Consider the following 24,342-nt stretch of genomic DNA (forward strand, 5'->3'; position numbering starts at 1 on the left):
AAGCCCCTATGGATGACGCGTCGACGGCCGGGAAGTATCCAAGCCTCGACAAGACATCCGATCAATCTGCATGATGGGCGGGTAGGCAACGGGCGGTCCCCACCGAGCCGCCCCGGACGCCGTCGACAATCCCCGCTGCCGGCGCTCCCCCGTCCCGCCACCTTCCCCGACCCGGCCACCACCGACCGGCTCACCGCACAGAGGATCACGCATGCTCGACGACGTCCTGAGCGACTTCCGGAATCCACCGCCGTCCGCCCGTCCCACCCCGCTGTTCTGGTGGAGCGGCGGCGACGTCGACGCCGAGCGGTTGGGCTGGCACCTGGACCAGCTCGCCGGGTCGGGCCTGGGCGGCACCATCGTCGGCTACAGCCACCACCCGGACGCCTCGGTGGACGCCGGCGCCCCCACCCCGTTCAGCGCCGACTGGTGGGACCTGCTGCGCTGGTTCGTCGACGAGAGCGCCCGCCGGGAGCTGACCGTCGGCTTCCAGGACTACAACATCATCGGCGAGACCCTGCACGCCGTCGGCCCTCGCACGTCCGGCCTGCGGCCCGGCTCGCTGCGCGAGCTGACCGCCGAGGTACGGGGACCGGCGCGGTGGACCACCCCGACCACCGGCGAGCTGGTGACCGCCCTCGCGTACCCGACCGAGGGCGGCGGACATCGGCCGGCCGAGGTTCGCCTCGCCGACGGGGAGCTGACCTGGACGGTCCCGGAGGGCAGTTGGGGCCTCTCCGCGGTCCTGCGCGAGTCGCCCCGGCTGCGGCACCGGGAGACCGCGTTCGACCCGCTGCACCCGGACTCCGGCCGGGCCGTCGTCGACGCCCTCTACGAGCCGTTCGCCAGCGAGCTCGGCGACCGGCTCGGCCGGTCGTTCACCACGTTCTTCCAGGATGAGCTGGACCTGGCCGTCACCATGCCGATGTGGAACGACCTGGTGGCCCTGCGGCTGGCCGAGGAGCACGAGTTCGACCCGACCGTCTGGTTACCCGCGCTCTGGCGGGACCACGGGCCGCGCACGTACGCGTTCCGGGCCGCGTACCGGGACGTGGTGGTGGACCTGCTGGAGCGCCACTACTTCCGGCCGGTGTTCGACTGGCACGAACGGCACGGCACCACCCTGGCGATGGACCAGCTCAGCCGCGGCGACCTGCGGCAGGGCCGGCGGCACTACGGCGACTTCCTGCGCACCATGCGCTGGTACCACGGTCCGGGCAATGACGACCCCGACCTCACCGGCCCGCGCCAGGTGGCCGCGTTCAAGGTCAGCGCGTCCATCGCGCACGCCTACCAGCGGCCGCTGGTGTTCAACGAGGCCTTCTACGGCAGCGGTTGGGGCGTCCGGCCGGCCGACATCGTCGCCGGGCTGCACCACGGTTTCGCGTACGGCGCCAACCACGTGGCCCTGCACGGCCTCTACCTGAGCACCGCCGGGGGCTGGTGGGAGTGGGCCGCGCCGGACTTCCACCACCGGCAACCCTGGTGGCGCGACGCGGGAGTCATGTGGCAGGCGGTCGCCCGACTGAGCACCGTGCTGCGGGCCGGCCGGCACGTCTGCGACGTGGCGATCGTCGACCCGACCCAGGACCTCGACCTCACCGGGGAGGCGTCCGAGGCCCCCGAACTGGCCCGGGACCTGCTGGCCACCCTGGCCGTGAGCGGGATCGACGCGGACCTGCTCGACGTCGGTGACCCCGCGGTCGACCTCACCGGCTACCGGGCGGTGGTCGTACCGGCCCTGCGGGCGCTGCGTCGGGACACCGCCCGCCGGCTCACCGGCTTCGCCGAGGACGGCGGTGTGGTGCTGGTCGCCGGCGCCGAGCCGGTGCACACCGAGGACGGCCCGGTGACGCTGCCGGCGGGCACGCGCCGGGTGGCCCCGGCGGACGTCACCCGGGAACTGCGGTCACTGTCCGTACCGGACTTCCACTGCGACGTCGACGGGATCGCGGTCACCCACCGGCGGCTGCCCGACGCCGACCTGTACCTGCTCGTCAACGTGACGGACGCACCGCTGTCCGCCCGCTGCCGGCTGCGGGTCGACCGACCGCTGCACCGGTGGGACCCCTGGACCGGCGCGGTCTCCCCGCTGGCTGCCGAGGCGGACCGGATCGAGGGCCAGGGCGTACGCCGGCTCGATGTCGACCTGGCGCCCGGCGAGGCGCTGCTGGTCTGCGCCGCGCAGCAGGCGGCCGACGCGCCCTGCGCGGCGGCGCCGACCGCGCCGCCCGTCGTGACCCACCTCGACGCCGGCTGGACCGTGGAACCGGTGCCGGTGCTGGACAACAGCCACGGCGACCTGACCGACGACCGGCGGGAGCTGGGCGTGCAGACGTGGCACGTCGAGGTGGCCGGGGACGACGGCCGGTGGCGCCCGGCGTCGGTCGGCGACGGCCACCGGTTCTGGGTGCTGGGGCCCATGGGTGCCGACCGGGCGGCCGAGCTGGACGCCACCCTGCCGGCGACCCGCACCGTCGACCCGGCGGACGGCTGGCGCCCATACGACTTCTCCCTGGCACACGGCGTCACCGGTGATCCGCTGCTGGCCGACCGGATGACCGGCCCGCACGGGCTCAAGGGCGTGCCGGAGCACTTCCTCGACCCGGCCGCGCTCGACCCGGACGGCGACGGGGTGTACTACTTCTGGAGCACCGTCCACTCGACCGTCGACACACCCGCTCAGGTGGTGGTGGGCAGCCGCGCGGCGCACACGGTCTGGGTCGCCGGCCGGCAGGTGGCGGAACCGGCGCCCGCGACGGCAGCGGTGTTCTTCCCGCCCTGGCAGCTGCGGGACCTGTCGGTCGCCCCGACCGCCCACCCGTGCCGGCTGACCGCCGGCGCCAACCCGGTGCTGCTGAAGCTCACCCGGTGCGCCGACCAGCCCACCCGCGCGCTGCTCGCGGTGGCCGCGCCCGGTGAGCTGCCCCGGCCGGCCTCCGGCCCGGCGACCCGACTGCGCTGGTGGGACGGGCCCCGGTCGGCACTGCTCTTCGACCCGGTGCCGGGCCGGCCCACCGCGACGCGGATCCGGGTGACCGTACCGGCGGGCGCCACCGGGGTGAGCCTTGCCGCCTGGTCCCCGGTGACGGCGGCGACACTCGACGGCGAACCGCTGGCCGTCGGCGGCGACGACCTGGGCTGGCTGCCCGTGGACCGCCCGGCCGAGCTGGTCCTGCGGTTCGCCGCGACGCCCGGCCGGCCCGGGGCGGGAGTGCTGGCCGGGCCGCTGCGCTGGCACACCGCCCCCGCGACGGTGCCGCTGGCCCCCTGGCCAGCGTGGGGGTTGTCGGACTTCTCCGGGGTGGTGCGGTACCGCCGGGTCGTCGACATGCCGGCCGCGCGACGGCTGGCCCTGCGGCTGGACGGGCTGGTCGGTTCGGCCCGGGTCACCGTGGACGGGGTACCGGCCGGGGTCGCCCTGGTGCCGCCGTACGAGGTGGACCTGACCCGGTTCGCCGGGCGGACCGGCGCCGTGCTCGAGGTGGAGGCGGCGAACACCCTCGCCAACCATTACGCCCGCTACCCGTCGCCGTACGCCCGGATGCAGGCGCCCGGCGGCGGGTTCACCGGCGCGGCCCTGGTGCGGACGCGCTGACGGTGGTGCGCTGAGCGGGGCGGCCGGTGGCCGCCCCGCTCAGCCCTTCGTCGCTCCGGCGGTGAGGCCGCTGACGAAGCGGTCCTGCAGCGCCAGGAAGAACGCCAGCACCGGCAGGGCGGCCAGCAGCATCAACGCGAACATGCTGCCGAAGTCGGTGTTGTACTGGCCGATGGCGTTGTAGATCCCGGTGGTGACGGTGGTGCCACCGGCGGGACCGAGGATGACCAGCGGGTTGAGGAAGTCGTTCCACACCCACACCCCGATGAAGATGGCGGCGCTCGCCGTCACCGGCCGCAGCAGCGGCACGATGATCTGCGCGAAGGTACGCAGCCGCCCGGCCCCGTCGACCTCGGCGGCCTCGTCGAGCTCGCGCGGCACGGTCTTCATGAACCGCCCGTACACGAAACCGGCGAACGGCACGTAGTAGCCGATGTTGAACAGCACCAGGCCGAGGTAGGAGCCCTGCAGCTCGACGCTGCGCAGCAGCACCGACAGCGGCAGCAGCAGCACCTGGAAGGGCAGCATCAGCCCGATCAGCAGCAGACCCTGCAGCAGCCGTACCGCGGTGCCCTGCTCCCGGCCCAGGTAGTAGCCGAGCATCGAGCCGAGCACGATCGTGCAGACCAGCACCGGTACGACGATGAGCACGCTGTGCAACAGGCTGTCCCAGAACAGGTGGTCGGGACGGGTCAGCACCCGGCCGAGGTTGCCCAGGGTGATCGGTGCCGGCAGGGCGGCGGGCGCCGCGGTGATCTGCTCGTTGCGCTTGAACACGTTGACCAGACACAGATAGAGCGGCAGCCCGAACACGGCGGCGGCGGCCGTGGCCACCACCGCGCGGACCGGTCGGATCCGGTTCGTCACGACGACACCTCCCGTCGTTGCAGCAGCTTGAGCGTGATCGCGGCGATCGCCCCGACGACGACGAGCATCACCACGGCCATCGCCGAGGCCAGTCCCGCCCGGTTGACCGTGAAACCGACCCGGATCACCTCGGTGGCGATGGTGCGGGTGGCGCCGGCCGGGCCGGTGCCGTTGAGCACGACCGGGATGTCGTACGTCTTGAAGCCGTTGATCAGCAGCAGGGTGGAGTTGATGGTCAGGGCGGGCGCCAGCAGCGGCCAGGTGACCCGCCGGAACGCCTGCCACGCCCCGGCGCCGTCGATGCGGGCGGCGTCGTACAGCTCGCGCGGAATGGTCTGCAGGCCGGCCAGGTAGACCACCACGCAGAGCGCGACGGCCTGCCAGGCCGACACCAGGACGACCGAGGTCTGCGCCGAGCGGGGCTGGCCGAGCCAACTGGTGCGCAGTCCGTCCAGCCCGACGGTGCCGAGCAGGTGGTTGAGCAGTCCGTCGTCGGTCAGGATGGTCGACCACAGGAAGGCGACGATCACCCCACTGAGCACGGCGGGCACGAAGAACACCAGCCGCAACGCGAAGACGAACCGGCCGACCCGGTCGAGCAGCATCGCCACGGCCAGACCAGCGGCGTTCGGCAGCACCAGCATGGCGATGGTGAGCACGGTGGTGAACCCGAAGGGCCGCAGGAAGGCCGGGTCGGTCAGGAGCCGGCGGTAGTTGTCCACCCCGACGAAGTCCGCACCGGGATAGAGCAGGCTCCGGTCGGTGAACGAGTAGTAGAAGCTGAGGACCATCGGGATCAGGACCATCAGCAGGTAGATCGCCGTCGCCGGTACGGCGAACGGCAGCAGGCGTGGACGTCGGCGGGTCGGCCGCTGGGGCCGGCTCGCCCGGTGAGGGGCAGAGCCGGCCCGCCGTTCCCTGGTGGACAGCGCGGTCATCCCTGGTTCAGGTCCTCGAACTTCTGGTCCATCTCCTTGAGGAACTGCTCGACGCTGCCGCCGGCGTACAGCCTCTGGGCGCCGGAGTTCCACTCGTCGACGAAGCCCGACGGTGCCGCCTGGTCACCGGCCTCCCACCCGAACGGCAGGGTGGCGGTGGCGCCGGGGGTGTTGTAGACATCGACAGTCTGCCGGATCAGCGGCGGGACGTCGGACGGCGGGGTGAAGCCCTTCGCCACCGGGATGAGGCTGTCGGTCTTCATCTGGGCGGTCACCGCGCCGGGGGTGGTGGCCATGGCGACGGCGAAGGCACGGGCCTGCGCCGGATACTTGGTCTTGGCCGAGACGTACAGTGCCTGGCCGAAGTTCTTGCTGATCACGGCCTTGCCGTCGGCGGTGGGCAGCGGCACGACGCCGATCTCGAAGTTCGCCTTGGTGGCGCCGGCCCAGCTCCCCATCGGGTAGAAGACGCCGCCGCCGCCGGTGAACTTGGCCTGGAGCTGGCTGTAGTTGAGGCTCAGTGCGTCCTGGTTGACATACCCGGCCTTGATCAGGTCCTGCCACTTGCGCACGGCGGCGACCATGTCCGGATCGCTGAACTTGACCTTGCCCTGCTTGCGCTGCGTCATCCAGTCGGGCTTGGCCGCGTAGACGTCGGTGTCGACGATCCCGTCGAGCAGGATCGTGGAGGCCCAGGCGTCGGAGGCGCCACCGGCGAGGATCGGCGTCTTGCCCGCGGCCTTGATCTTGGCGGACGCGGTGAGCAGGTCCTGCCAGGTCTTGGGCGGCGCGATGCCGAGCGCGTCGAGCTCCTTCTTGTTGTAGTAGAGCATCGGGATGGTCTGCGCCCCGTTGGTCAGGCTGTAGTGCTTGCCGTCCACCAGTCCGGCGCTGGGCGGCGCGTCGATGGTGGCCAGGTCGGCGTCGCTGTACGGCAGCAGGGCGTTGGCCTTGACGAAGTCGGCCAGCGGCACGTCCCAGATGACGTCCGGGAGGTTGCCGGTGGTGAGCAGTTGCTTGGCGTAACCCTGGCGGTCCAGGCCGGGGGTGTACAGCAGCTCCACCTTGAGCTTCGGGTAGGTCTTCTGGATCTCCTTGACCTGCGCCTGCCAGAAGCTGGCCGGCAGGTTGGGACTCTGGAAGGCGAGGAAACTGATCGTCGCGGGCTGCTGGGCCTCGGCGTTGTCGGCGGCGGCCCCGGTGGGAACCGCTGCGGCGGGACCGGAGTCGGCACCGCTGCAGCCGGAGAGCACGAGGGAGCCGGCGAGGAGGCCGCCCAGCAGGGCACGCCGTGTCAACGTGGTCATGGTCAGTCCTTCGAGAGGTTGGTGGGGAAGCGGCTTTGTAACGTTTCAATCGTTGGCCGGCAGAAGGCGGAGAACACCCGCCGCAGGCCCCCCGCAGGCGACGGAGGGCGGGCCGCCTTCGGCGGTACAGCTGATCCGGACCGGGCCATCCGACAACCCCTCTCCGGACCGGACGGCGCTACACCGTCCTCAATCATCGGATGTCTACCAGGCCCCCGTGACGTTGGCAAGGGTCTCCCCACGAGACGGTCCGGTCAGTCCGGCGCTCCGCTGGAGCGGCGGACCACCAGTTCGGGCTGGAAGAGCACGTGCCGGTGCTCGTGACCGGCCTCCTCGTCGGCCTCGGCCAGCAGCAGCTCGGCCGCCGTGCGACCCAACCGCTCGCGCGGCTGGCGGACCGAGGAGAGCGGCACCGCCGCCGCCGCGGCGAAGTCGATGTCGTCGTAGCCCACGATGGCCACGTCGTCGGGCACCCGCAGACCGTGCTCGGTGAGCTTCTGCAGGACGCCGAGCGCGATCAGGTCGTTGGCGCAGAAGACCGCGGTCGGGCGCTGTCCGGCCGGCGTGCCGATCAGTTCCGCCGCGGCGTCCCGCCCGGCCGCGACGGACAACCGGCCGGTGGCCACCACCCGCAGCTCGACCGGGGCGCCGGCCTCGTCGATCGCGGCCACCGCCCCCCGGTGCCGCTCGGCCACCTGGCGGATGCCGAACGGCCCACCCACGTACGCCACCCGCCGGTGCCCCTGCGCGACGAGGTGCCGCAGCACCAACCGACCACCCTGGACGTCGTCGACCGCCACCGAGCAGCGGTCGGCGAGCTTGGCCCCGCGGTCCACCAGCACCACCGGAATGCCCCGGGCGATCAGCCGCTCGACGGCCGGTGACGGCTCGTCGCCCACCGGGGTGAGCAGCACCCCGCGCACCCGCTGCTCCTCCAGCAGCTCCAGGTGCCGCAGCTCGCGTCGCGGGTCCTCACCGCTGTTGCACAGCACCAGCATGCCGTCGGCCGCGTCCACGACCGTCTCCGCCCCGCGGGCGACGTCGGTGAAGAAGGGGTTGGCCATGTCCAGCACCACGATCGCGATGGTGCGACTGCGGCCGGCCCGCAGCTGGCGCGCCGAGTCGTTGCGGACGAACCCGAGCTCGGCGATCGCGTCGAGCACCCGTCGCCGGGTGGGCGGGGCCACCGACTCGGGGCGGTTGAGCACGTTGCTCACCGTGCCGAGCGACACCCCGGCCCGCTGGGCGACCTCCCGGACACTCACCGCCGCCATCCGCCCACCCTCAACCTGTCAGCCCGCTGTGACCCGGCCCCCAGGCTACCGGGCGACGGCAGGCGGTCCGGGCAGCGCATACTGACAGTCATCGGACCTCTGGAGGTGCAGACATGGCGGTCACCGACGAGGCGATCGACCGGATCCGGCAGATGATCGTCTCCGGGCGGCTGCGGCCGGGCGACCGGCTGCCCCGGGAGGCGGATCTGGCCGCCCAGCTCGGCCTGTCCCGCAACTCACTGCGCGAGGCGGTACGCGCCCTGTCGGTGCTGAACATCCTGACCGTACGGCAGGGCGACGGCACGTACGTCTCCAGCCTCGCGCCCGACGTGCTGATGGAGGCGGTCGCGTTCGTGCTCGACCTGCACCAGGACGACACCATCATGCAGGCCTTCCAGGTCCGCGCGATCCTCGAGCCGGCCGCCACCGCGATGGCCGCCGGCCGGGTCGACGAGGACGCGCTGGCGGAGCTGCACGCCCTGCTGGACCGGCTCGGGCCGGCGCCGAGCGTCGAAGAGCTGGTCGCCAACGACCTGGAGTTCCACCGGCGGATCGCCGCGGCCTCCGGCGTGCCGCTGCTCTGCTCCCTGCTGGACAGCATCTCGGGGCCGACGGTCCGGGCGCGGATCTGGCGCGGTGTCACCCAGCAGGATGCGGTGGCCCGCACGGTGGACGAGCACCGCAGCATTCTCGACGCGCTGGCCACGCACGACGCGGAGACCGCCCGGGCCTGGGCCACCGTGCACATCGCCAACGTCACCCGCTGGCTGCGCGCGGCCGGTGACCCGCCCGCCCCGGCACCCCGGCGGCCCCCGGCCGTCCGCCCGGCCCGGATCGGCTCCGACCGGTCAGCCGCGGGCCGGCAGCCGTAGGCCGGCCATCCCCCCGTCCACCGCCAGCGAGGTGCCGGTGACCGCCGCGGCCGCCGGGGACGCCAGGTAGCACACCGCCGCGGCCACCTCCGCCGCGCCGACCAGCCGCCCGGTGGGCTGTCGGGCGGCGAGCCGACGCCGTTCCGCCGCCGGGTCCGGCGCGTCGGCGAGCAGCCGGGCCACCCAGGGGGTGTCCACCGTGCCCGGGGCGACACAGTTGACCCGGATCCCCTCGGCGACCAGGTCGGCGGCCATCGCCAGGGTGAGCGCGTGCACCGCGCCCTTGGACGCGGAGTACAGGGCCCGCCGGGGCAGACCGGCCCCGGCCGCGATGGACGAGACGTTGACGACGGCGGCGGACGACGACCGGCGCAGGTACGGCAGCGCCACCGCGCTGGTGCGGGCCACCCCGGTGACGTTCACGTCCAGCACCCGCGCCCACTGCGCGTCGTCGTTCTCCTCCACCGTCCCGACCGCGGAGATGCCCGCGTTGTTGACCAGGATGTCCAGACCTCCGAACGCCGCCACGACCTCCGCCACGGCGGCGGCGAGGGAGGCCCGGTCGGCCACGTCGGCCCGTACCGGGCGCACCCCGGGATCCTCCGGGGCGCCGGAGGGGTCGAGGTCGAGCACCCCCACCCGAGCGCCCGCGGCCAGCAGCGCCTCCGTGCAGGCCCGGCCGATCCCCGAGCCACCTCCGGTCACCACGGCGACCAGACCGTCACATCTCATCAGCGTTCCCCTCCCAGCCCAGCAGTTGTCGGAGCCGGCGCACCGCCACGGCGAAGCGGTCCCGGTCCAGGGTGTCGAAGTAGCGGTCCGGCAGGGTGTCGGCGCTGGCCGGCACCCCCAACCGCTGGTTGATCTCGGCCATGATCTGTAGCCGTCGGTAGCCCAGCGCCAGGACGTCCGGCCGCTCCCCCGTCACCGCGGCCACCAGGTCACCCACCCGTTCCAGGGTGAGCGGCCGGGTGGGGGTGGCGGCGAAGACGCACACGCCGAGCGCGTCCAGGCCGGACCAGAGCGCCATCAGCACCGCGGTGCGTTGCACGTCGATCTCGCCGACCGGCCGGGGCACCCAGACGCCCAGCCGGCGCACCTCCGGGAACGCGTGCGGCAGGCCGGCAACCGGATCGAAGTCCACGTCGTGCTCGCAGACGTCGTACCGGGGACCGAACGGGGCGACCGCGTAGCCGAGGCCCAGGTTGGGCTGCTCCCGCGGGTCGAACGGGGGTAGCGCCACCGACTTGACGGTGTCCGGGCCGGGTGCCGGCCACTCGCCGCCGTCGAACGGGCGGCGGCCGGCCGCCCGCAGCGCCTCCGCGTACGAGACCGGGTCGACGCCCTCGCGCAGGCACCGCGCGTTGAGTTCCAGGGCGGCGGCGGTGTCCCGGCTGCCCAGGTCCCGACCGAGCGCGGCGAGCGCCTCCTGGTGCAGCCCGGCCCCGGCGAAGGTCTTGACGCAGTCCGTCGGGCAGCCGGGGCAGGGTGCCACCCCGTCCGGTGCCGGGGGTGGATCCATCGTGGCCGCGGGACCGACCGCCGGCCAGACCCCGAAGCCCGGCGAGGTGCGCTGCCAGGTGGTGAGCGGGCTGGTGGCGGACCGCCGGGCGTACCACCGGCCGATCTCCGCCAGCGCCGCCGGGTCCGCCACGGGCGGCCGGGCCGTGCCGACGCAGACCACCGCCTTGACGAACTTGGCGCCCCAGACCGCCCCGAACCCGAGTCGGGGCAGCGGGTGCTGACCGCAGGTCACCACCGAGGCGTACGGCACGCCCCGCTCGCCGGCCGGTCCGGCCACCGCCACGGCGGCGGTCGGGCCGTGCCGCTCGCGCAGCGCCGCGGTGGCCTCCCAGGTGTCCAGGCTCCAGAGGTCGCCGGCGTCGTGCAGGCTGGCGCCGCCCTCGGTGACCAGGACGTACACCGGTCGGTCGGCCCGGCCGCGCAGCACCAGGCCGGTGCAGCCGGCGGCGCGTAGGCCGGCGGCGAAAGGGCCCTCCGCCCGGGTCTCCGCGACGCCACCGGAGAGCGGTGACACCCCGACCGCGGCGACCCGGGCCAGTCCGGGCGCGGCCACGCCGGCCACGGTCGAGGCGACCAGCGCGGTCGGCAGCTCGGCGGCCAGGGCGCGGCGGGCCGCGTCGTCGGTCGGAGGGTCGCCGGGCAGGGCCGCCAGCACCAGCCAGAGGGCGGCGACCGGCCCACCGAACTCCACCGCGGGCCAGGTCGTCACCACACCGGTGGCGAGGTCGACGTCGAGCAGCCCGATACCGGGGCCTTCCGGCCCCACGCCGGCCCGGCGGAGGGTGACCGGTTTCGGGCCGGGCGGGCCGGGCTCGGTCAGGCCCACGCCGGGCCGTCCGGATAGGAGTAGCGGGTGAGGGTGTCCGGGTGCATCTCGGCCGAGAATCCCGGTGCCTCCGGTGCCCGGTAGTGGGCGTCGCGCAGCACCACCGGGGTGCGGAAGTGCTCGTGCAGGTGGTCCACGTACTCGATCGACCGGTCGCGGATGCTGCCGGAGACCGCCACGAAGTCGAACATCGACAGGTGCTGGACCAGCTCGCAGAGGCCGACGCCGCCGGCGTGCGGGCAGACCGGGATCCCGTACCGGGCGGCCAGCAGCAGGATCGCCACGTTCTCGTTCACCCCGCCCACCCGGGCGGCGTCGATCTGCACGACGTCCACCGCCCCGGCCTGGAGCAGTTGCTTGAACACCACCCGGTTCTGCACGTGCTCGCCGGTGGCCACCCGGATCCGGCCGCCCGACGGCGCGGCGGTGGCCAACGCGGCACGGATCGCGGCGTGCCCGAGGACGTCGTCCGGGCAGGTGGGCTCCTCGATCCACCACGGGTCGTACGGCGCCAGCTCGGTCATCCACGCCACGGCGTCCGGCACGTCCCACCGCTGGTTGGCGTCGACCGCGATCCGGACGTCCGGCCCGACGGCGGCGCGGGCCAGCCGCAGCCGCCGCACGTCGTCCGCCCGGTCAGCGCCGACCTTCAACTTGATCTGGGTGAACCCGTCCGCGACCGCCTGCTCGGCGAGCCGGACCAGCTTCTCGTCGTCGTACCCGAGCCAGCCCGGCGTGGTGGTGTACGCCGGATAGCCGCGCGCGACCAGCTCCGCGGTGCGGTCCGCGCGGCCGGGCTCGGCGGCGCGCAACATCCGCAGCGCCTCGGCCGGCGTGAGGGCGTCGGTCAGGTAGCGCCAGTCGACCAGGTCGACGATCCGCTCCGGGGTCAGCTCGGCGAGGTAGCGCCAGACCGGCTTGCCGGCGCGCTTGGCGACCAGGTCCCACATCGCGTTGATGACGGCCCCGGCGGCCAGGTGCACCACGCCCTTCTCCGGGCCGAGCCAGCGCAGCTGCGAGTCGTGGGTGAGCGACCGGGCGAAGTCGCCCAGGTCCACGGTGTCCGGATCGAGACCGACCACGAACGACGCCAGGGCGTCGATCGCCACCCGGCAGATGTCGTTACCGCGGCCGATGGTGAAGGTGAAGCCGTGCCCGTCCGGGCCGTCGTCGGTGCGCAGCACCAGGTACGCGGCGGAGTAGTCCGGATCCGGGTTCATCGCGTCGGAGCCGTCCAGCTCCCGCGAGGTGGGGAACCGCACGTCGTACGTGTCCACGGCGGTGATCCGGGCCATCAGGCGCTCCTCATCGTGCTGCGTTGCCGGCCGAGTCCGTCGATCTCGACCTCCACCACGTCCCCGGCGGCGAGGTACGGGAAGCGCCCGGACAGCGCCACCCCCTCCGGCGTGCCGGTGTTGATCAGGTCGCCCGGCTCCAGGACGGTGAACTGGGACAGGTGCCAGACCAGGTACGCCACGTCGAAGACCATGTCCGCGGTGGACGAGTCCTGCCGGGGTTCGCCGTTGACCCAGGAGCGCAGTCGCAGCGCCTGCGGATCGCCGACCTCCTCGGCGGGCAGCAGCCACGGTCCGAGCGGCTGGAACGTCTCACACGACTTCCCCTTCGACCACTGCCCACCGGAGACGGTGAGCTGGAAGTCCCGCTCGGACAGGTCGTTGGAGAGCAGGTATCCGGCGACGTGCCCGAGCGCCTCCCGGGGTGAGGCCAGGTAGCGGGCCCGGCGACCGATCACCACCGCGAGCTCCACCTCCCAGTCGACCCGGCCGGCGCCGCGCGGGACGAGCACGTCGTCGTCGGGCCCGACGACGGTGTTGGGTGCCTTGTAGAAGACGATCGGATGCTCGGGTGGCGCGGCACCGGATTCGGCGGCGTGCGCGGCGTAGTTCTGCCCGATGCAGACGATCACCCCCGGCCGGGCGATCGGCGCGCCGATCCGCTGGCCGGTGATGTCCACCTCGGGCAGGCCGGTCGCCTCCCGGGCCCGGCGGATGCCGTCGTCGGCGAGGAATCCGCCGTCGATGTCGGTGGTGACCGGGGACAGGTCGTGATACCGCCCGCCGGTGAGCCGTACGGGCCGCTCCCGCCCCACCGGTCCGACACGCATCAACCTCATGAACCAACCTCCAGACGATAGGTACGCACGGCGGTGCCGGCGAGAATGGCCGCCCGCTCGTCGGCCGAGAGTGCGGCCAGGCAGTCGTGCAGGACCGCCCAGGCTTCGGCGTACGAGGCGACCAGCTCGCACACCGGCCAGTCCGAGCCGGCCATCAGCCGCTGCGGGCCGAACAGCTCCAGCGCCACGTCGACGTACGGCCGGATGCGTGCGGTATCCCAGCCGGGTCCGGCCTCGGTGAGCAGCCCGGAGAGTTTCGCCACGACGTTGGCGCAGCGGGCCAGCGGAGTCACCGCGGCCCGCCACTGCGCCAGACCGGTGGCGCCGTCGGCGATCCGGGGTTTGCCGAGATGGTCGAGGACCATCGTGGTGGCCGGGGTGGCCCGCGCCGCCTCGCCGACGGCGGGTAGTTGTCCGACCTGGACGACCAGGTCATACACGAGGCCGGCCGCGCCGATCGTGGCCAGCGCCGACCGCACGTCGGGTCGGGCCAGGTACGCCGGGTCGGTCACCGCCTGGACCTGATCCCGCAGGCCGACGAGTTTCCGGGCGCCGGGCAGCGCGCCGAGCCCGTCGAGAGTGGCCGCCACATCGGGATCGGTGAGCGACACCCACGCCACCACCCCGGCGATCCGCGGGGTGCCGGCGGCGATCGCGAGCAGCTCGGCGGCCTCCGCCCGGTCGCAGCGACCGGCCTCGACCAGCACGGTCGCGGTCACGCCGGCCAGGTCCAGTCGGGGTACGAGGTCGGCGAGGTGGTAGTCGCGGCGGATCGGGGCCTGCTCCGGCGCGGCGAGCCACGGGGTGCTAGCGGCGGTCCAGAGGTGGTGGTGCGCGTCCACGATCACGGGGTGGGCACCTCGTCCGCCAGCAGGCCGGCCCGCTTCAGGTCGGCCCAGAGCGCACCCGGGACGTCCCACTCGAACATGGCGGCGTTGTCGGCGATCTGCTGCGGATCCCGGGCTCCGACGACGACGCTGGCGACCGCCGGGTGCCCGAGCGGGAACTGGATCGCGGCGGCCCGCAGCGGCACGCCGTGCCGGTCGCAGACCGCGCGGATCGCCCGGGCCCGCTCGACCAGGCCCGGGTCGGCCGGAGCGTAGTCGTACCGCGCCCCCGGCTTCGGGTCCGCCAGCAGCCCGGAGTTGTAGACGCCGGCCGCGATGATCGAGATGCCGCGCCGGTGGCACAGTGGCAGCAACTCCGCCAGGCCCGACTGGTCGAGCAGGGTGTAACGGCCGGCGAGCATGAAGCAGTCGAAGTCACCGGCCTGGGCCAACCGCACCAGCGCGGGGGCCTGGTTCATCCCGGCGCTGACGGCGCCGATCTCGCCGGCCGCGCGCAGCCGGGCCAGCTCCGGGTACGCCCCCGCGATCGCCTCGACGAGATGGTCGTCGGGATCATGGATGTGCGCGATGTCGATGCGGTCCAGGCCGAGTCGAACCAGGCTCTCGGCGTGCGAGCGGCGAACTCCGTCGGCGGAGAAGTCGAAGGCCGGCGTGAGGTCGCCGGACTCGGCCCAGAACTCCTGCCGGTCGGCGCCCCCGGGCACGAGCAGCCGGCCCACCTTCGTGGACAGGGTGAACTCGTCCCGAGGTTTTTCGGCCAGCACCGCCCCGGCCCGCCGTTCGGACAGCCCGCTGCCGTACAGCGGAGCGGTGTCGAAGTACCGCAGCCCCAGGTCCCAGGCCGCCTCGACGGTCGCTCGGGCGACCTGGTCGCCGACCGCGGTGAAGAGCCCGCCGATCGGGGCGAGGCCCAGCCCGAGCCGGGTCACCGTGACGCCGGTGTCGCGCAGGTGAACGGTCTCGGTGGCTCTCATCCGACCGGCGTGCGCGGCCGACCGGACAGGGCCGGAGCGTGGCTTCGACACATCACACCCCCACGGGTCATATTTCCTATAGGATATTTTCAGCTTGCTAGTGTTTACCCGTCCGCACCGACAGCGTCAAGAGCCGAGGAGGGCCGGGATGCCACAGCCGACGTCACCGGGAGCACGGGCCCGCCCCGTCCGGCGGCTCACTCTCGCCGACGACGTGTACGAATCCATCAAGGGACTGGTGATGACCCACTCCCTGCCTCCGGACGAACGGGTCAACATCGACGCGCTGGCCCGCGACCTCGACGTCTCCCCCACCCCGGTCCGCGAGGCGCTGGCCCGCCTCGAATCCGACGGCCTGGTCCGCAAGCGTGCGCTCTCCGGCTACACCACCACGCCACTGCTCACCCGCGCGGAGCTGGACGACCTCTTCGACATGCGGCTACTGCTGGAGGGGGAGGCGGCCGCCCGAGCAGCGGCCCACGCCTCGTCCGCCGATCGCCAACGGATCGCCACCGAGGCAGCCGCGACCGAGGGGGTCGACGCCGGCGTGGAGTACCGGCGGCACGCCACATTCACCGCGTTGGACGCCCAGTTCCACGACCTCGTCGCCACGGCCGCGGGCAGCCCGCTGCTGCGCGACTCGATCACCCGGCTGCACTCACACCTGCATCTGCACCGGCTCTACTTCCCGGCGGCCACCGCCGCACAGACCCATGCCGAGCACCAGCGCGTCGCCGCGGCCATCGTCGCCGGCGAGCCCGCCGCCGCCACCGCCGCGATGCGCGCCCACCTCACCGCGGCACGGGAGCGCCACCTGCCCGCCTTCGATCGGTAACCCTCACGCAGATCCCACCACTCAACCGGCAGCCGGCTGTGTCCTCTCACGGGAGATCCTTGACACTCGCGTCCCACCAGACAACCGGATCTTGTTGGATGAGCGGATGGCGTTACTCGGTCCGTCACCGCGCCCGTGGTCTGACTACGTGGAGGAGCTGACGCCGCTCGACGTACGGGTCGAGGGCTGGGCGCCGGCCGTCGCCGAGCGGCGGTACTTGGAACGTCTCCACGATCTCACCGGCACCGCGAGGCGATCCGCGAACTGAGCGGGGCGCGAGGCGGCGGTCCGAAATGGTGTCCAGTGGCCGGGATCCCCCGCTTCTCGACGGTCAGCCCTGCACCCGGAACCGGCGCAGCGTGGTGGCCGTGTTGAGGTCGGACGCTGCGATCACGGCCGATGACGGTCGTCGTCGAGCCTGATCGTGGCGTCGGATGTCCCGGGCGGTTCGCCGTGGCCCTCGTGCTGGCCAGCGCTAGGCTTGTCGCTCGTGGCGAACCAACCGGCACTACCCGGCAAGCTGATACGAGATCGCATTCCCGCCGTCATCGAACGGCACGGGTCGAGCCCCATCGTCGAGGTTGTCTGCGGCGAGACCTACCTTCGCTACCTCGAGGCGAAACTCGGCGAGGAGGTCGACGAGTTCCGGGCAAGCCGAGAGGTCGTCGAGTTGGCCGACATCGTCGAGGTCTGCTTCGCCGCCGCTGCCGCGCTGGGGTACGGAGTGGACGATCTGCTGCGGATCGCCCACGAGAAGCGGGAAGATCGCGGCGGGTTCACCGACCGGCTCATCTGGCTCGGCAACCGCTGATCGGTGGGGCTCGGCGCCGGTCCCGGTGCACGGCGGAACCGTAGGCGCGTACCGACACTCTTGTCTGGCGGGGATTCCGGCGTAGCGGTGGTTGAGCCCTGGCGTCGCCCTTCACCGTCGGCCCGGGACCCCCTCGCCGTTCGTGTCGACCGTCCTCCGCCCACCCGGGTGCCCGCCCACCGTCCGGCCGAGTGCTGGCGCGGGCCGGGCGGGAACGGCGGCGAGCGGTGCCGACCAGAGTCCGCGGGTAAGCAACAACGGCCCCACGGTGCGGGAAAGACGACGACCAGCGTGCTCGTGCGGCAACTGATCCCGGATTCTCGGGTCATCGACGCCGAGAAGGTCGGCGAGACACTTATGGACATCACGCCGGGGCTGCCCGAGACGGACAACTTCCAGCACTGGCCGCCGTGGCGGCAGTTTGTCGTCGAGGCCGCCCGCCGGGTGCTCGACCACACCGGCGGCACTCTGGTGATGCCCATGACCATCCTGGTGAGGCAGTACTGGCGCGAGATCAGCACGGGGCTAGTGCTCTGAACGGGAAGGTTCGCCGGGGCGGTCGTCCGGACGGTTGGATGCACGGTGACGCCCGCTTCGACTGCGATCAGCGACGAATCCACGCGGTCACAGCACTGACGAACAGGGGCTCACCGGGCAGACGGACCGCTCGTGACCATGGACTCATGCGGGCGAGAGCATCTCCTGAAGGATGCGGTGCAGCTCGTTGCGGTCCTGGGGGGTGACCCTCGCCAACCTGCGGTCGTACTCCGCCGCGAGGGCGGCGAGTGCACGATCCCGTGCCGCGGTGCCCTCAGCGGTCAGTACGAGCCGGTGACGCCGCAGGTCCGCCTCGTCGATCTCGCGGCGGATGAAGCCCTTGGCGACGAGGTTACGGACGTAGACCGTCACGCTCGCCTTGGGCAGCAGCAGTGCCGTCGCGATCTCGGCCGGGTACGGCGATGCCTCCGCCTCGGCCAGGACGAAGAACTCCTTCGTCTCCAACCCGAGCTCGGCCAGCTCCTGCGTGCAGGCATCCATCACGACTGCCAGCAGCCGCTGGTTCAGCGTCCACAGCTGCGCCCCGTCGACCGACATGCGGCCCCCCCATCCATGCGGTACAGTTTCGTATTAGTTTTGTTTCGTACAAAATGCAGTCTTGTACTGGACTCCTACGGAACAACAATCTCACGAAGGAAGCCAGGCATGATTCAGCACCTCACGATCCCGCGCGGTCCCATCAACCTCGCCGCGAGCCTCCACCTGCCCGACAACGCCGACAGCAGCCCACCGCTGCGCGCCGTGGTGCTCGCCACCCCGGGCAGCAGCGTGAAGGAGCAGATCGGCACCAACTACGCCTCCCGTCTCGCCGCCCGCGGCATCGCCGCGCTCGTCCTCGACCCCGCACATCAGGGCCAGAGCGAGGGCGAGCCCCGCGACCTCGAAGACCCCTACCGCCGAGGTGAGGACATCTCCTACGCCATCGACACGCTCACCGCGACCCCCGGCATCGACCCGCGGCGCATCGGCGTCCTCGGCATCTGCGCCGGTGGGGGCTACGCCGTGCACACCGCCCGCACGGATCACCGCATCAAGGCGGTCGGCACGGTCGTCCCCGTCAACATCGGCGCCGCGTTCCGCAGCTTCTCCCCCGATGGTCCGGCCGCAGCACTCGACGCCCTCGCGGACGCACGGACCGAAGAGGCCCGCTCCGGCGAGATGACCCGCGTGAACTGGCTGCCCGACACCCTCGAGGACGCCACCGCAGCGGGCCTGACCGACATCGACACCACTCAGGCCGTCACCTACTACCGCACCGAGCGCGGCGGCAACGAACACTCCACGAACCGGCGCCTCCTGCGCAGCGACTCCCTCCTGCTGGGCTATGACGCCTTCCACCTGGCCGATCAGCTCATGACCCAGCCACTGCAGGTCATCCTCGCCGGACGCATCGGCAACACCGGCTCCTACGACACCGGCACGCAGCTGTGGAAACTGGCCCCCAACCCGGTCGACCTCATGGTGATCGACGGCGCCGGCCACTACGAGATGTACGACGAGCCCGCATACGTCGACGCCGCCGTCGAAAGGCTCACCAACTTCTACGTCAACAACCTGTAAGGCATCCAACCCGGCGAACCTATGCGGTCACAGCACTAGAGAGCGACAAGATCGTGTCGTCTACCGTGCCATCCACGTCGCGAGACTGACCTGTCAAGCATGTTATGGGTCTGGACAAAGGGCGTGCTCGCTGCCTGGTCTCGCATGATGGTTCACACCGTGGCCTCACCTGATGCTTCACCTCATCCCGTCCGGCCGACCGATAGAGTCGCGGCGTGACGACGAGCGCCGGTTCCGAGGCTGGCCATCCGGCGGAGCGGCGGCGGTGGACATGGGACCTTTCGGTCAGCCCGCGCTGGCTGCTCCTTGGCGACGTCGGGTTTGAGTGCTTCTACGAGGACGACAGACCGCTGGCACTGTGTGCGGAGATCGAAGGACTGTTCGTCGACCTGCCACCCCGGCCGCAGGAGCGGTTCACGCTCGTCGGCTGCGCTCCGGACGGCGCGCTTGCCGACCTGCTCGACCGGCTGCCAGCCGAGGTACTCGGCACCGAACGGGCCTGGCTGGGTGACCTCTCGATAACGGCGCCTCCGCCACCGCCAGGCATGCCGCCGCCTTGGCATGGCGCTGACCTCGGCGACCTGATCGTGGTCGGGCAACGGTCAAACCGCACGCTGCCGGGAACCGTGGACATCGATCTCGACGGGTTCATCCACGTCTACGACCGCACGGAGGCGGTAGAACGTCCCGGCGGCATCACCCAATTCGTCCTCCTCGGGCAGGACGAGACGCCGTACGGCACATGCCGGGACGTCACTGGCGTGTTCCGCGAGCAAGCCGCACCGCTGGTGCCGCAGGTCCGGCTGCTCGGCTGCCGGCCGGAAACGCCGTTGCTGGCCGCGCTCGACGCGGTCGGGCAATCGACCAAGGCCAGCCTGCGCCGCCGCCGGATCCGCGCCGAGGCGCACATGATCGCCGCCGACGGTTCGGCCGCCCGGGTGATCGATGCCGTGGTGTCGGGAACGGTCGCGGCAGGCGAGCCGTCGCGGCTCGGTGTCGGGCTCCTCGACGTGACCGTCGACAGCGACCCACAGGAACCGCTGCCCACGGGAATCCTCGGCATTGTGGAGCACTGGCACAACGGGCCGCCCGCCCAGAGGAACATGTGGGCCGGCTACGACCGGGGGTTGCGCCACCACTGGGCCTTGGTGGCGCTCGCCCACCAGTCTGATGTGCCGGACCGACCGGCCGGTACCACGTACGACCTCGACGGTCGGTTCGTGACCGACATCGAAGGGTTCTACTGCGCTATCGGCGAGGCGATCAACGGCCCAGGCGGATACTTCGGCTGCAACCTCGACGCGTTCGACGACTGCCTCTGCGGGAAGTTCGGCGCACGGACACCGTTCCGGCTGGTGTGGCACGACTCGGCCGTCGCCCGCGAACACCTCGTCGCCGGCTACGACCGGCGGCGATTGGGACCGGCGGTCACCCTGGAGTATCTGCTCGGCATCTTCGCGCAACACGATGTCGAGATCGACCTGCGCTGAGCAACGAGCGTGGCACTGACGGGTTGACGATCGGCGTCGCCGTCTCCCCGGACGCCGAGCACCGTCCCGGCCCCGGCCAAAACCCGTACCGCGCCCGGGTCCGGCGGGTCGACCGGGCGTCGGGTCGACGCCGCTCCGAGTCGCAGGTGCCGCCCGCACATCGGCCGACCGTGCATCGTCGACTCACCGACGGATGCGGCGGTGGGGCGCTCACCGACCGCCGCCGGACCACCGCGGGCGGCGGCGGTCCGACGCCCGCGGCGGTCACCGTTCGTCGTCGACGATCTCGGTCGCGTCCCCACCTGTGACGGTCACCGGCAGGTGCTCGTCGGGTTGCGGCGCCTGAGCCAAGGTGTGGTGCGGGTCCCCGTCGGGCGAGAACAGAACCTGGTCGGTCTTGCCGGTCTTCTCCCGCTCCTCCTCCGGTTCGGTCACGTCCTCGTCCCTTCCTCGTGGTTGCTGGTCTCCAAGAGGCCAACATCTCACCTGCGGCGCCCGCCGGGTCCTGTCCGGGACGGCATCACCGGGACGTGGCGGTTCTGGAAGCCAAGCGGAAGGTGCGGACCAGCGAGGGATGGCACCTGAGCGGCGGTCCGGAGGCACACCCGGTCCGCTGCGCGTCAACGACGGGTTCGCGCAGGTCCTGAAGCTGGTCGGCAGGAGAGCATGGCGAGCCATGACGTCGCCGGTGGCCGGTAGCGCTCCCGGCTCTCCACCGAACGAACGGGAAAGGCGGGACGAAGGGTGCGGTAGACCCCAGGACTGGCGTACCGGGGCAGGCGCACACCGTCGACGGCGCCGCTCGCGCCGTCGTCGGAGCCGGCCCGGTTCCGCCGCGTGCGGTGGTCCGGCGGCGGCTCAGCTCAGTTCCCGGACGCCTGGCCGTGTCGGGGCTCGTAGATGTCCGGCACGCCGTCCTGGTCACGGTCGATGGTCTCCGCCTCGTGGACCCGCCGGTAGACGCGGGTGCGGGCACGCAGGATGACCGTCGCGAGCAGCGCGGAGAGCAGCGAACCGGTGAGTACCGCCACCTTCACGTGGTCGTCGCGCTCGCTGCCCGGTCCGTAGGCCAGCTCGCCGATCAGCAGGGACACGGTGAACCCGATCCCACCGAGCAACGCCAGACCGAGCACGTCCAGCCAGTTCAGGCCCTCGTCCAGATCGGCGCGGGTGAACCGGGACACCAGCCAGGTGGCGGCCATGATCCCGACCGGTTTACCGATGATCAGACCGATCACGATGCCGAGCGCCACCCGGTCGGTGAGCGCGGTGACCAGGCCGGCCAGCCCACCGACGGTCACCCCCGCGGAGAGGAACGCGAAGACCGGCACCGCGACCCCGGCGGAGAGCGGACGGATCCGATGTTCGAAGTGCTCGGCCAGCCCCGGTCCGGCGTCCGGCCCGCCGGCCGCGGCGCTGCGAACCACCGGGACGGTGAACGCGAGCAGCACCCCGGCCACGGTCGCGTGCACCCCCGACTCGTGCACCAGCACCCAGGTCACCACCGCCAACGGAAGCAGCAGCCACCAGGACCGCACCCGGCGCTGGACGAGCAGGCCGAAGACCGCCAGCGGGACCAGCGCGCCGACCAGCGGCCCGACCGCCAGGTCCGAGGTGTAGAAGACGGCGATGATGACGATGGCCAGCAGATCGTCGACGACGGCCAGGGTCAGCAGGAAGGTCCGCAGCGCCGAGGGCAGGAACCGGCCGACCACGGCGAGGACGGCGAGGGCGAAGGCGATGTCGGTGGCGGTCGGGATGGCCCAACCCCGCGCGGCGCCGTCCCCGGCGCCCGCGGCGACCAGGACGAACAGCAGCGCGGGCACCACCACCCCACCGACCGCGGCGGCCACCGGCACCGCCGCGCGCCGGGGATCACGCAGGTCACCGGCGACGAACTCACGCTTGAGTTCCAGCCCGGCGACGAAGAAGAAGATTGCCAGCAGGCCGTCGGCGGCCCACGTCGCGAGGCTGAGGTCGAGGTGCAGCGTGGCCGGCCCGACGCGCAGGTCCCGCAGGGACTGGTAGCCCTCCGCCCAGGGGGAGTTCGACCAGATCAGCGCCAGAACCGCCCCCAGGAGCAGCAGTGCCCCACCCACGGTCTCCTTGCGCAGGATGCCGGAGATGCGGCTGGTCTCGCCCCACGAGCGGCGGGCGAAGAGGCTGGCGCCTCGCCCGTTGGGGTCGGTCATGGAAACTCCTCGTCGGCAGGGCAGCAGTCATCGCCTCGCCGACCAGGCTTCCCGGCACACCACGACCAACCCTATCCGCACGTCACGCCGTACACATCGATCATCGGCAGGCGGCCGGGCCGCTGCGGCACCTCGCGGCCGACTACCGGTGGCGCTTGGCGAAGCGGGCGTACACCCGAGCGGCGGGCGACCTGCGTCCGGCCCAGGACGGACCGCCTCGCCGTAGGTCGCGGCGCCGATATCCGGCGATCGGCGTGCAGCGGTGCCGCGCCGGGTCACGACGATCACCTCGCGCCTGCCCACCGAGCCGCCCTTGGCCGGCGACCGGCTCGCCGCCGACGGTGTATGCCTCCGGCCAGGACGGCGGGGCGAACGCCCACCTGCGGTGGCGGACCCTGCGCGCCGCGGCGGTGACCCGGACGGGCACGGGTACGCCGAGCAGCGGGTCGAAGCCGATCAGGTTCGGGATGCCCCGGTCGAGCAGGACGCACCCGGGGCGCAGGCCCGGCTCCTCGGGGCGGTCATCGTCGGCCGCACGGGAGCCCCCGAGTCCGCGGATGACGACGACGTGGTTGCTGCTCACGCGACCGGTCCTCATTTCGTACGGGTCAGGGGCCTACCGCAGGCCCATGGCGGTGACGTGCTGCTCGGCAGCGGTCGCGGCGGGAAGTCGCGCCCTGTCCCGGGCATAGACGCCACCGGCGCGGACCAGGAACTCCGCCTCCACCAGGTAGCGCCGCACGCTCACATGGTCGACCGATGAGCCTTCGCACCAGCGCCGCAGCCGGTCGTCGACCTCCGGCTCGGAGTAGACGGCGTCGGCGTCGAACGAGACCTCGGTGAGGTGCTCGAGCAGCGCCCGTCGCTTCGACTGCTGCGCGGGCATCGACACGAGCCGGCCGTCGCGGACGAAGGGTCGCAGGGGCTGCGGCACGTCGGACTCCGTCGCCACGGCGCCATCGTCGGCCGCCACGGCCCGCAGCTTCTCGTACGCCGGGCGCAGCCCGGCGCCGTCGGATTCCACCAGCCCCGCCTGCTGCAACCGGCGCACCGCCGCAGCGGCCTCACGCGGCGACAGCCCGGTGGCCCGCGTGATGTCGGCGATCGACCGGGCGCCCAGCACGACGGCGGCAAGAGCGCGCAGGCGGCGGGGATCGGCGATCGACCGGAGGATCACATCAGGGCTCATGAGCGGGACGCTAACGGCTTCGGACCGAGCCGTCACCCGCTTATCGGCCGGCCGCCGAAGCGCACCAGTGCCACCGGCCGCCCCGGCAGGAGCTGAACCCGTACGCAAGGCGGAAAGCCAGTTACGGCATTCAGGAGGGCTCAGCGGGACGGGTACTGGCGTTGTATGAGTTAGTCACCCAGCCGCGTCGGGATACCACGAGCGGGCCGGAGGTACCACCATGCGAACCGCACCGCCACGATCGCCGGCAATCCGCTACCACTGAGTTTGCCCAGTCCAAGGGCATCGGGCAGGGCCAGATGAGCCGGGCTCGACCGACCGCCGGCACGTTCCGCCGACGCGGAGGAGATCAACCCGTTTCAGGTGGCGCCGGGCCATTGCCGCGACACATGGTCGGGCGATCGGCGGATCAAGCGATCGCGGGTTCCTTCCCGGCGTCGACGAGGCCGACGGCGACGGCCTGCAAGAGGCGGGTCAGGCGTGGTTCGAAGTCGACGGCGAGCCCGCACCAGCGGGGGTTCTCGACGTAGAGCTCGCGCAGGGTC

The 24,342-nt window shown here is 72.4% G+C and carries 22 protein-coding genes; 7 read left to right on the plus strand and 15 right to left on the minus strand.

Features of this window, described 5'->3' with window-relative positions; genetic code table 11:
* The first annotated feature begins 211 nt into the window (after nt 1–211).
* Entirely contained in the window at nt 212–3,598 is a 3,387-nt protein-coding gene (locus GA0070564_RS17105) for a glycosyl hydrolase (RefSeq protein ID WP_091609620.1), read from the plus strand.
* A gap of 39 nt (nt 3,599–3,637) precedes the next feature.
* On the opposite strand, the gene GA0070564_RS17110 is transcribed toward GA0070564_RS17105, so the two are convergent.
* From GA0070564_RS17110 to GA0070564_RS17125, 4 genes are all read right to left on the minus strand, one after another.
* Nucleotides 3,638–4,465 carry a carbohydrate ABC transporter permease gene (locus GA0070564_RS17110; protein WP_091609621.1) on the minus strand — a complete coding sequence of 276 codons (828 nt, stop codon included), beginning with the start codon at nt 4,463–4,465 and terminating at the stop codon, nt 3,638–3,640.
* Nucleotides 4,462–5,403, minus strand: coding sequence for a carbohydrate ABC transporter permease (locus GA0070564_RS17115; RefSeq protein ID WP_091609622.1), 942 nt, complete (start codon nt 5,401–5,403; stop codon nt 4,462–4,464). The genes GA0070564_RS17110 and GA0070564_RS17115 overlap by 4 nt, the downstream gene beginning before the upstream one ends.
* Nucleotides 5,400–6,710 carry an ABC transporter substrate-binding protein gene (locus GA0070564_RS17120; RefSeq protein WP_091609623.1) on the minus strand — a complete coding sequence of 437 codons (1,311 nt, stop codon included), beginning with the start codon at nt 6,708–6,710 and terminating at the stop codon, nt 5,400–5,402. The genes GA0070564_RS17115 and GA0070564_RS17120 overlap by 4 nt, the downstream gene beginning before the upstream one ends.
* Before the next feature lie 254 nt (nt 6,711–6,964).
* Complete coding sequence (locus GA0070564_RS17125; RefSeq protein ID WP_091609624.1) at nt 6,965–7,984, minus strand: LacI family DNA-binding transcriptional regulator; 1,020 nt, start codon at nt 7,982–7,984, stop codon at nt 6,965–6,967.
* Nucleotides 7,985–8,097: 113 nt separating this feature from the next.
* Here GA0070564_RS17125 and GA0070564_RS17130 point away from each other — a divergent pair, with 113 nt between their 5' ends.
* Nucleotides 8,098–8,856 carry a FadR/GntR family transcriptional regulator gene (locus tag GA0070564_RS17130; protein WP_091609625.1) on the plus strand — a complete coding sequence of 253 codons (759 nt, stop codon included), beginning with the start codon at nt 8,098–8,100 and terminating at the stop codon, nt 8,854–8,856.
* On the opposite strand, the gene GA0070564_RS17135 is transcribed toward GA0070564_RS17130, so the two are convergent.
* Genes GA0070564_RS17135 through GA0070564_RS17160 form a run of 6 tightly spaced genes read right to left on the minus strand, consistent with a single transcriptional unit; the run spans nt 8,833 to nt 15,162 of the window.
* Nucleotides 8,833–9,588, minus strand: a complete 756-nt coding sequence (locus GA0070564_RS17135; protein ID WP_218104944.1) for an SDR family NAD(P)-dependent oxidoreductase — start codon at nt 9,586–9,588, stop codon at nt 8,833–8,835. The genes GA0070564_RS17130 and GA0070564_RS17135 overlap by 24 nt on opposite strands.
* The gene (locus GA0070564_RS17140; protein ID WP_176730701.1) at nt 9,578–11,206 is read right to left on the minus strand and encodes an aldehyde ferredoxin oxidoreductase N-terminal domain-containing protein; all 1,629 of its coding nucleotides are present in this window, start codon (nt 11,204–11,206) and stop codon (nt 9,578–9,580) included. The genes GA0070564_RS17135 and GA0070564_RS17140 overlap by 11 nt, the downstream gene beginning before the upstream one ends.
* Nucleotides 11,197–12,501 carry an enolase C-terminal domain-like protein gene (locus tag GA0070564_RS17145; protein ID WP_091609628.1) on the minus strand — a complete coding sequence of 435 codons (1,305 nt, stop codon included), beginning with the start codon at nt 12,499–12,501 and terminating at the stop codon, nt 11,197–11,199. Before GA0070564_RS17145 ends, GA0070564_RS17140 begins: the two co-directional genes overlap by 10 nt.
* A complete protein-coding gene (locus tag GA0070564_RS17150) occupies nt 12,501–13,340 on the minus strand; it encodes a fumarylacetoacetate hydrolase family protein (protein WP_091609629.1) in 840 nt (279 codons plus the stop codon). The genes GA0070564_RS17145 and GA0070564_RS17150 overlap by 1 nt, the downstream gene beginning before the upstream one ends.
* Nucleotides 13,337–14,188, minus strand: a complete 852-nt coding sequence (locus tag GA0070564_RS17155) for an amidohydrolase family protein (protein WP_091609630.1) — start codon at nt 14,186–14,188, stop codon at nt 13,337–13,339. Before GA0070564_RS17155 ends, GA0070564_RS17150 begins: the two co-directional genes overlap by 4 nt.
* Nucleotides 14,185–15,162 carry an aldo/keto reductase gene (locus GA0070564_RS17160; protein ID WP_091609631.1) on the minus strand — a complete coding sequence of 326 codons (978 nt, stop codon included), beginning with the start codon at nt 15,160–15,162 and terminating at the stop codon, nt 14,185–14,187. The genes GA0070564_RS17155 and GA0070564_RS17160 overlap by 4 nt, the downstream gene beginning before the upstream one ends.
* 148 nt (nt 15,163–15,310) lie before the next feature.
* Here GA0070564_RS17160 and GA0070564_RS17165 point away from each other — a divergent pair, with 148 nt between their 5' ends.
* The 3 genes from GA0070564_RS17165 to GA0070564_RS17175 all read left to right on the plus strand — a co-directional run bounded on the left by GA0070564_RS17165 (nt 15,311) and on the right by GA0070564_RS17175 (nt 17,345).
* A complete protein-coding gene (locus GA0070564_RS17165) occupies nt 15,311–15,997 on the plus strand; it encodes a GntR family transcriptional regulator (RefSeq protein WP_091609632.1) in 687 nt (228 codons plus the stop codon).
* Between the two features lie 490 nt (nt 15,998–16,487).
* A complete protein-coding gene (locus GA0070564_RS17170; RefSeq protein ID WP_091609704.1) occupies nt 16,488–16,808 on the plus strand; it encodes a nucleoside triphosphate pyrophosphohydrolase in 321 nt (106 codons plus the stop codon).
* A 291-nt stretch (nt 16,809–17,099) separates the two neighbouring features.
* Entirely contained in the window at nt 17,100–17,345 is a 246-nt protein-coding gene (locus GA0070564_RS17175) for a hypothetical protein (protein ID WP_245670076.1), read from the plus strand.
* Between the two features lie 144 nt (nt 17,346–17,489).
* Here GA0070564_RS17175 and GA0070564_RS17180 read toward each other — a convergent pair whose 3' ends face one another.
* Nucleotides 17,490–17,903 carry a MarR family winged helix-turn-helix transcriptional regulator gene (locus GA0070564_RS17180; protein WP_091609633.1) on the minus strand — a complete coding sequence of 138 codons (414 nt, stop codon included), beginning with the start codon at nt 17,901–17,903 and terminating at the stop codon, nt 17,490–17,492.
* Nucleotides 17,904–18,011: 108 nt separating this feature from the next.
* Here GA0070564_RS17180 and GA0070564_RS17185 point away from each other — a divergent pair, with 108 nt between their 5' ends.
* Together GA0070564_RS17185 and GA0070564_RS17190 are read left to right on the plus strand one after the other, a co-directional pair.
* The gene (locus GA0070564_RS17185; protein WP_091609634.1) at nt 18,012–18,926 is read left to right on the plus strand and encodes an alpha/beta hydrolase; all 915 of its coding nucleotides are present in this window, start codon (nt 18,012–18,014) and stop codon (nt 18,924–18,926) included.
* Between the two features lie 215 nt (nt 18,927–19,141).
* Nucleotides 19,142–20,416, plus strand: a complete 1,275-nt coding sequence (locus GA0070564_RS17190) for a barstar family protein (RefSeq protein WP_245670077.1) — start codon at nt 19,142–19,144, stop codon at nt 20,414–20,416.
* 264 nt (nt 20,417–20,680) lie between these two features.
* Here GA0070564_RS17190 and GA0070564_RS29340 read toward each other — a convergent pair whose 3' ends face one another.
* The 4 genes from GA0070564_RS29340 to GA0070564_RS17205 form a co-directional block, all read right to left on the minus strand.
* Nucleotides 20,681–20,851 carry a hypothetical protein gene (locus GA0070564_RS29340; RefSeq protein ID WP_176730702.1) on the minus strand — a complete coding sequence of 57 codons (171 nt, stop codon included), beginning with the start codon at nt 20,849–20,851 and terminating at the stop codon, nt 20,681–20,683.
* Between the two features lie 428 nt (nt 20,852–21,279).
* The gene (nhaA, locus tag GA0070564_RS17195; RefSeq protein ID WP_091609635.1) at nt 21,280–22,608 is read right to left on the minus strand and encodes a Na+/H+ antiporter NhaA; all 1,329 of its coding nucleotides are present in this window, start codon (nt 22,606–22,608) and stop codon (nt 21,280–21,282) included.
* Between the two features lie 142 nt (nt 22,609–22,750).
* Nucleotides 22,751–23,191, minus strand: a complete 441-nt coding sequence (locus GA0070564_RS17200) for a hypothetical protein (protein ID WP_091609636.1) — start codon at nt 23,189–23,191, stop codon at nt 22,751–22,753.
* Nucleotides 23,192–23,224: 33 nt separating this feature from the next.
* Complete coding sequence (locus GA0070564_RS17205) at nt 23,225–23,797, minus strand: DUF2087 domain-containing protein (RefSeq protein ID WP_091609637.1); 573 nt, start codon at nt 23,795–23,797, stop codon at nt 23,225–23,227.
* Nucleotides 23,798–24,342 lie beyond the last annotated feature (545 nt).

The organism is Micromonospora mirobrigensis, assembly GCF_900091555.1.
GTDB lineage: Bacteria > Actinomycetota > Actinomycetes > Mycobacteriales > Micromonosporaceae > Micromonospora > Micromonospora mirobrigensis.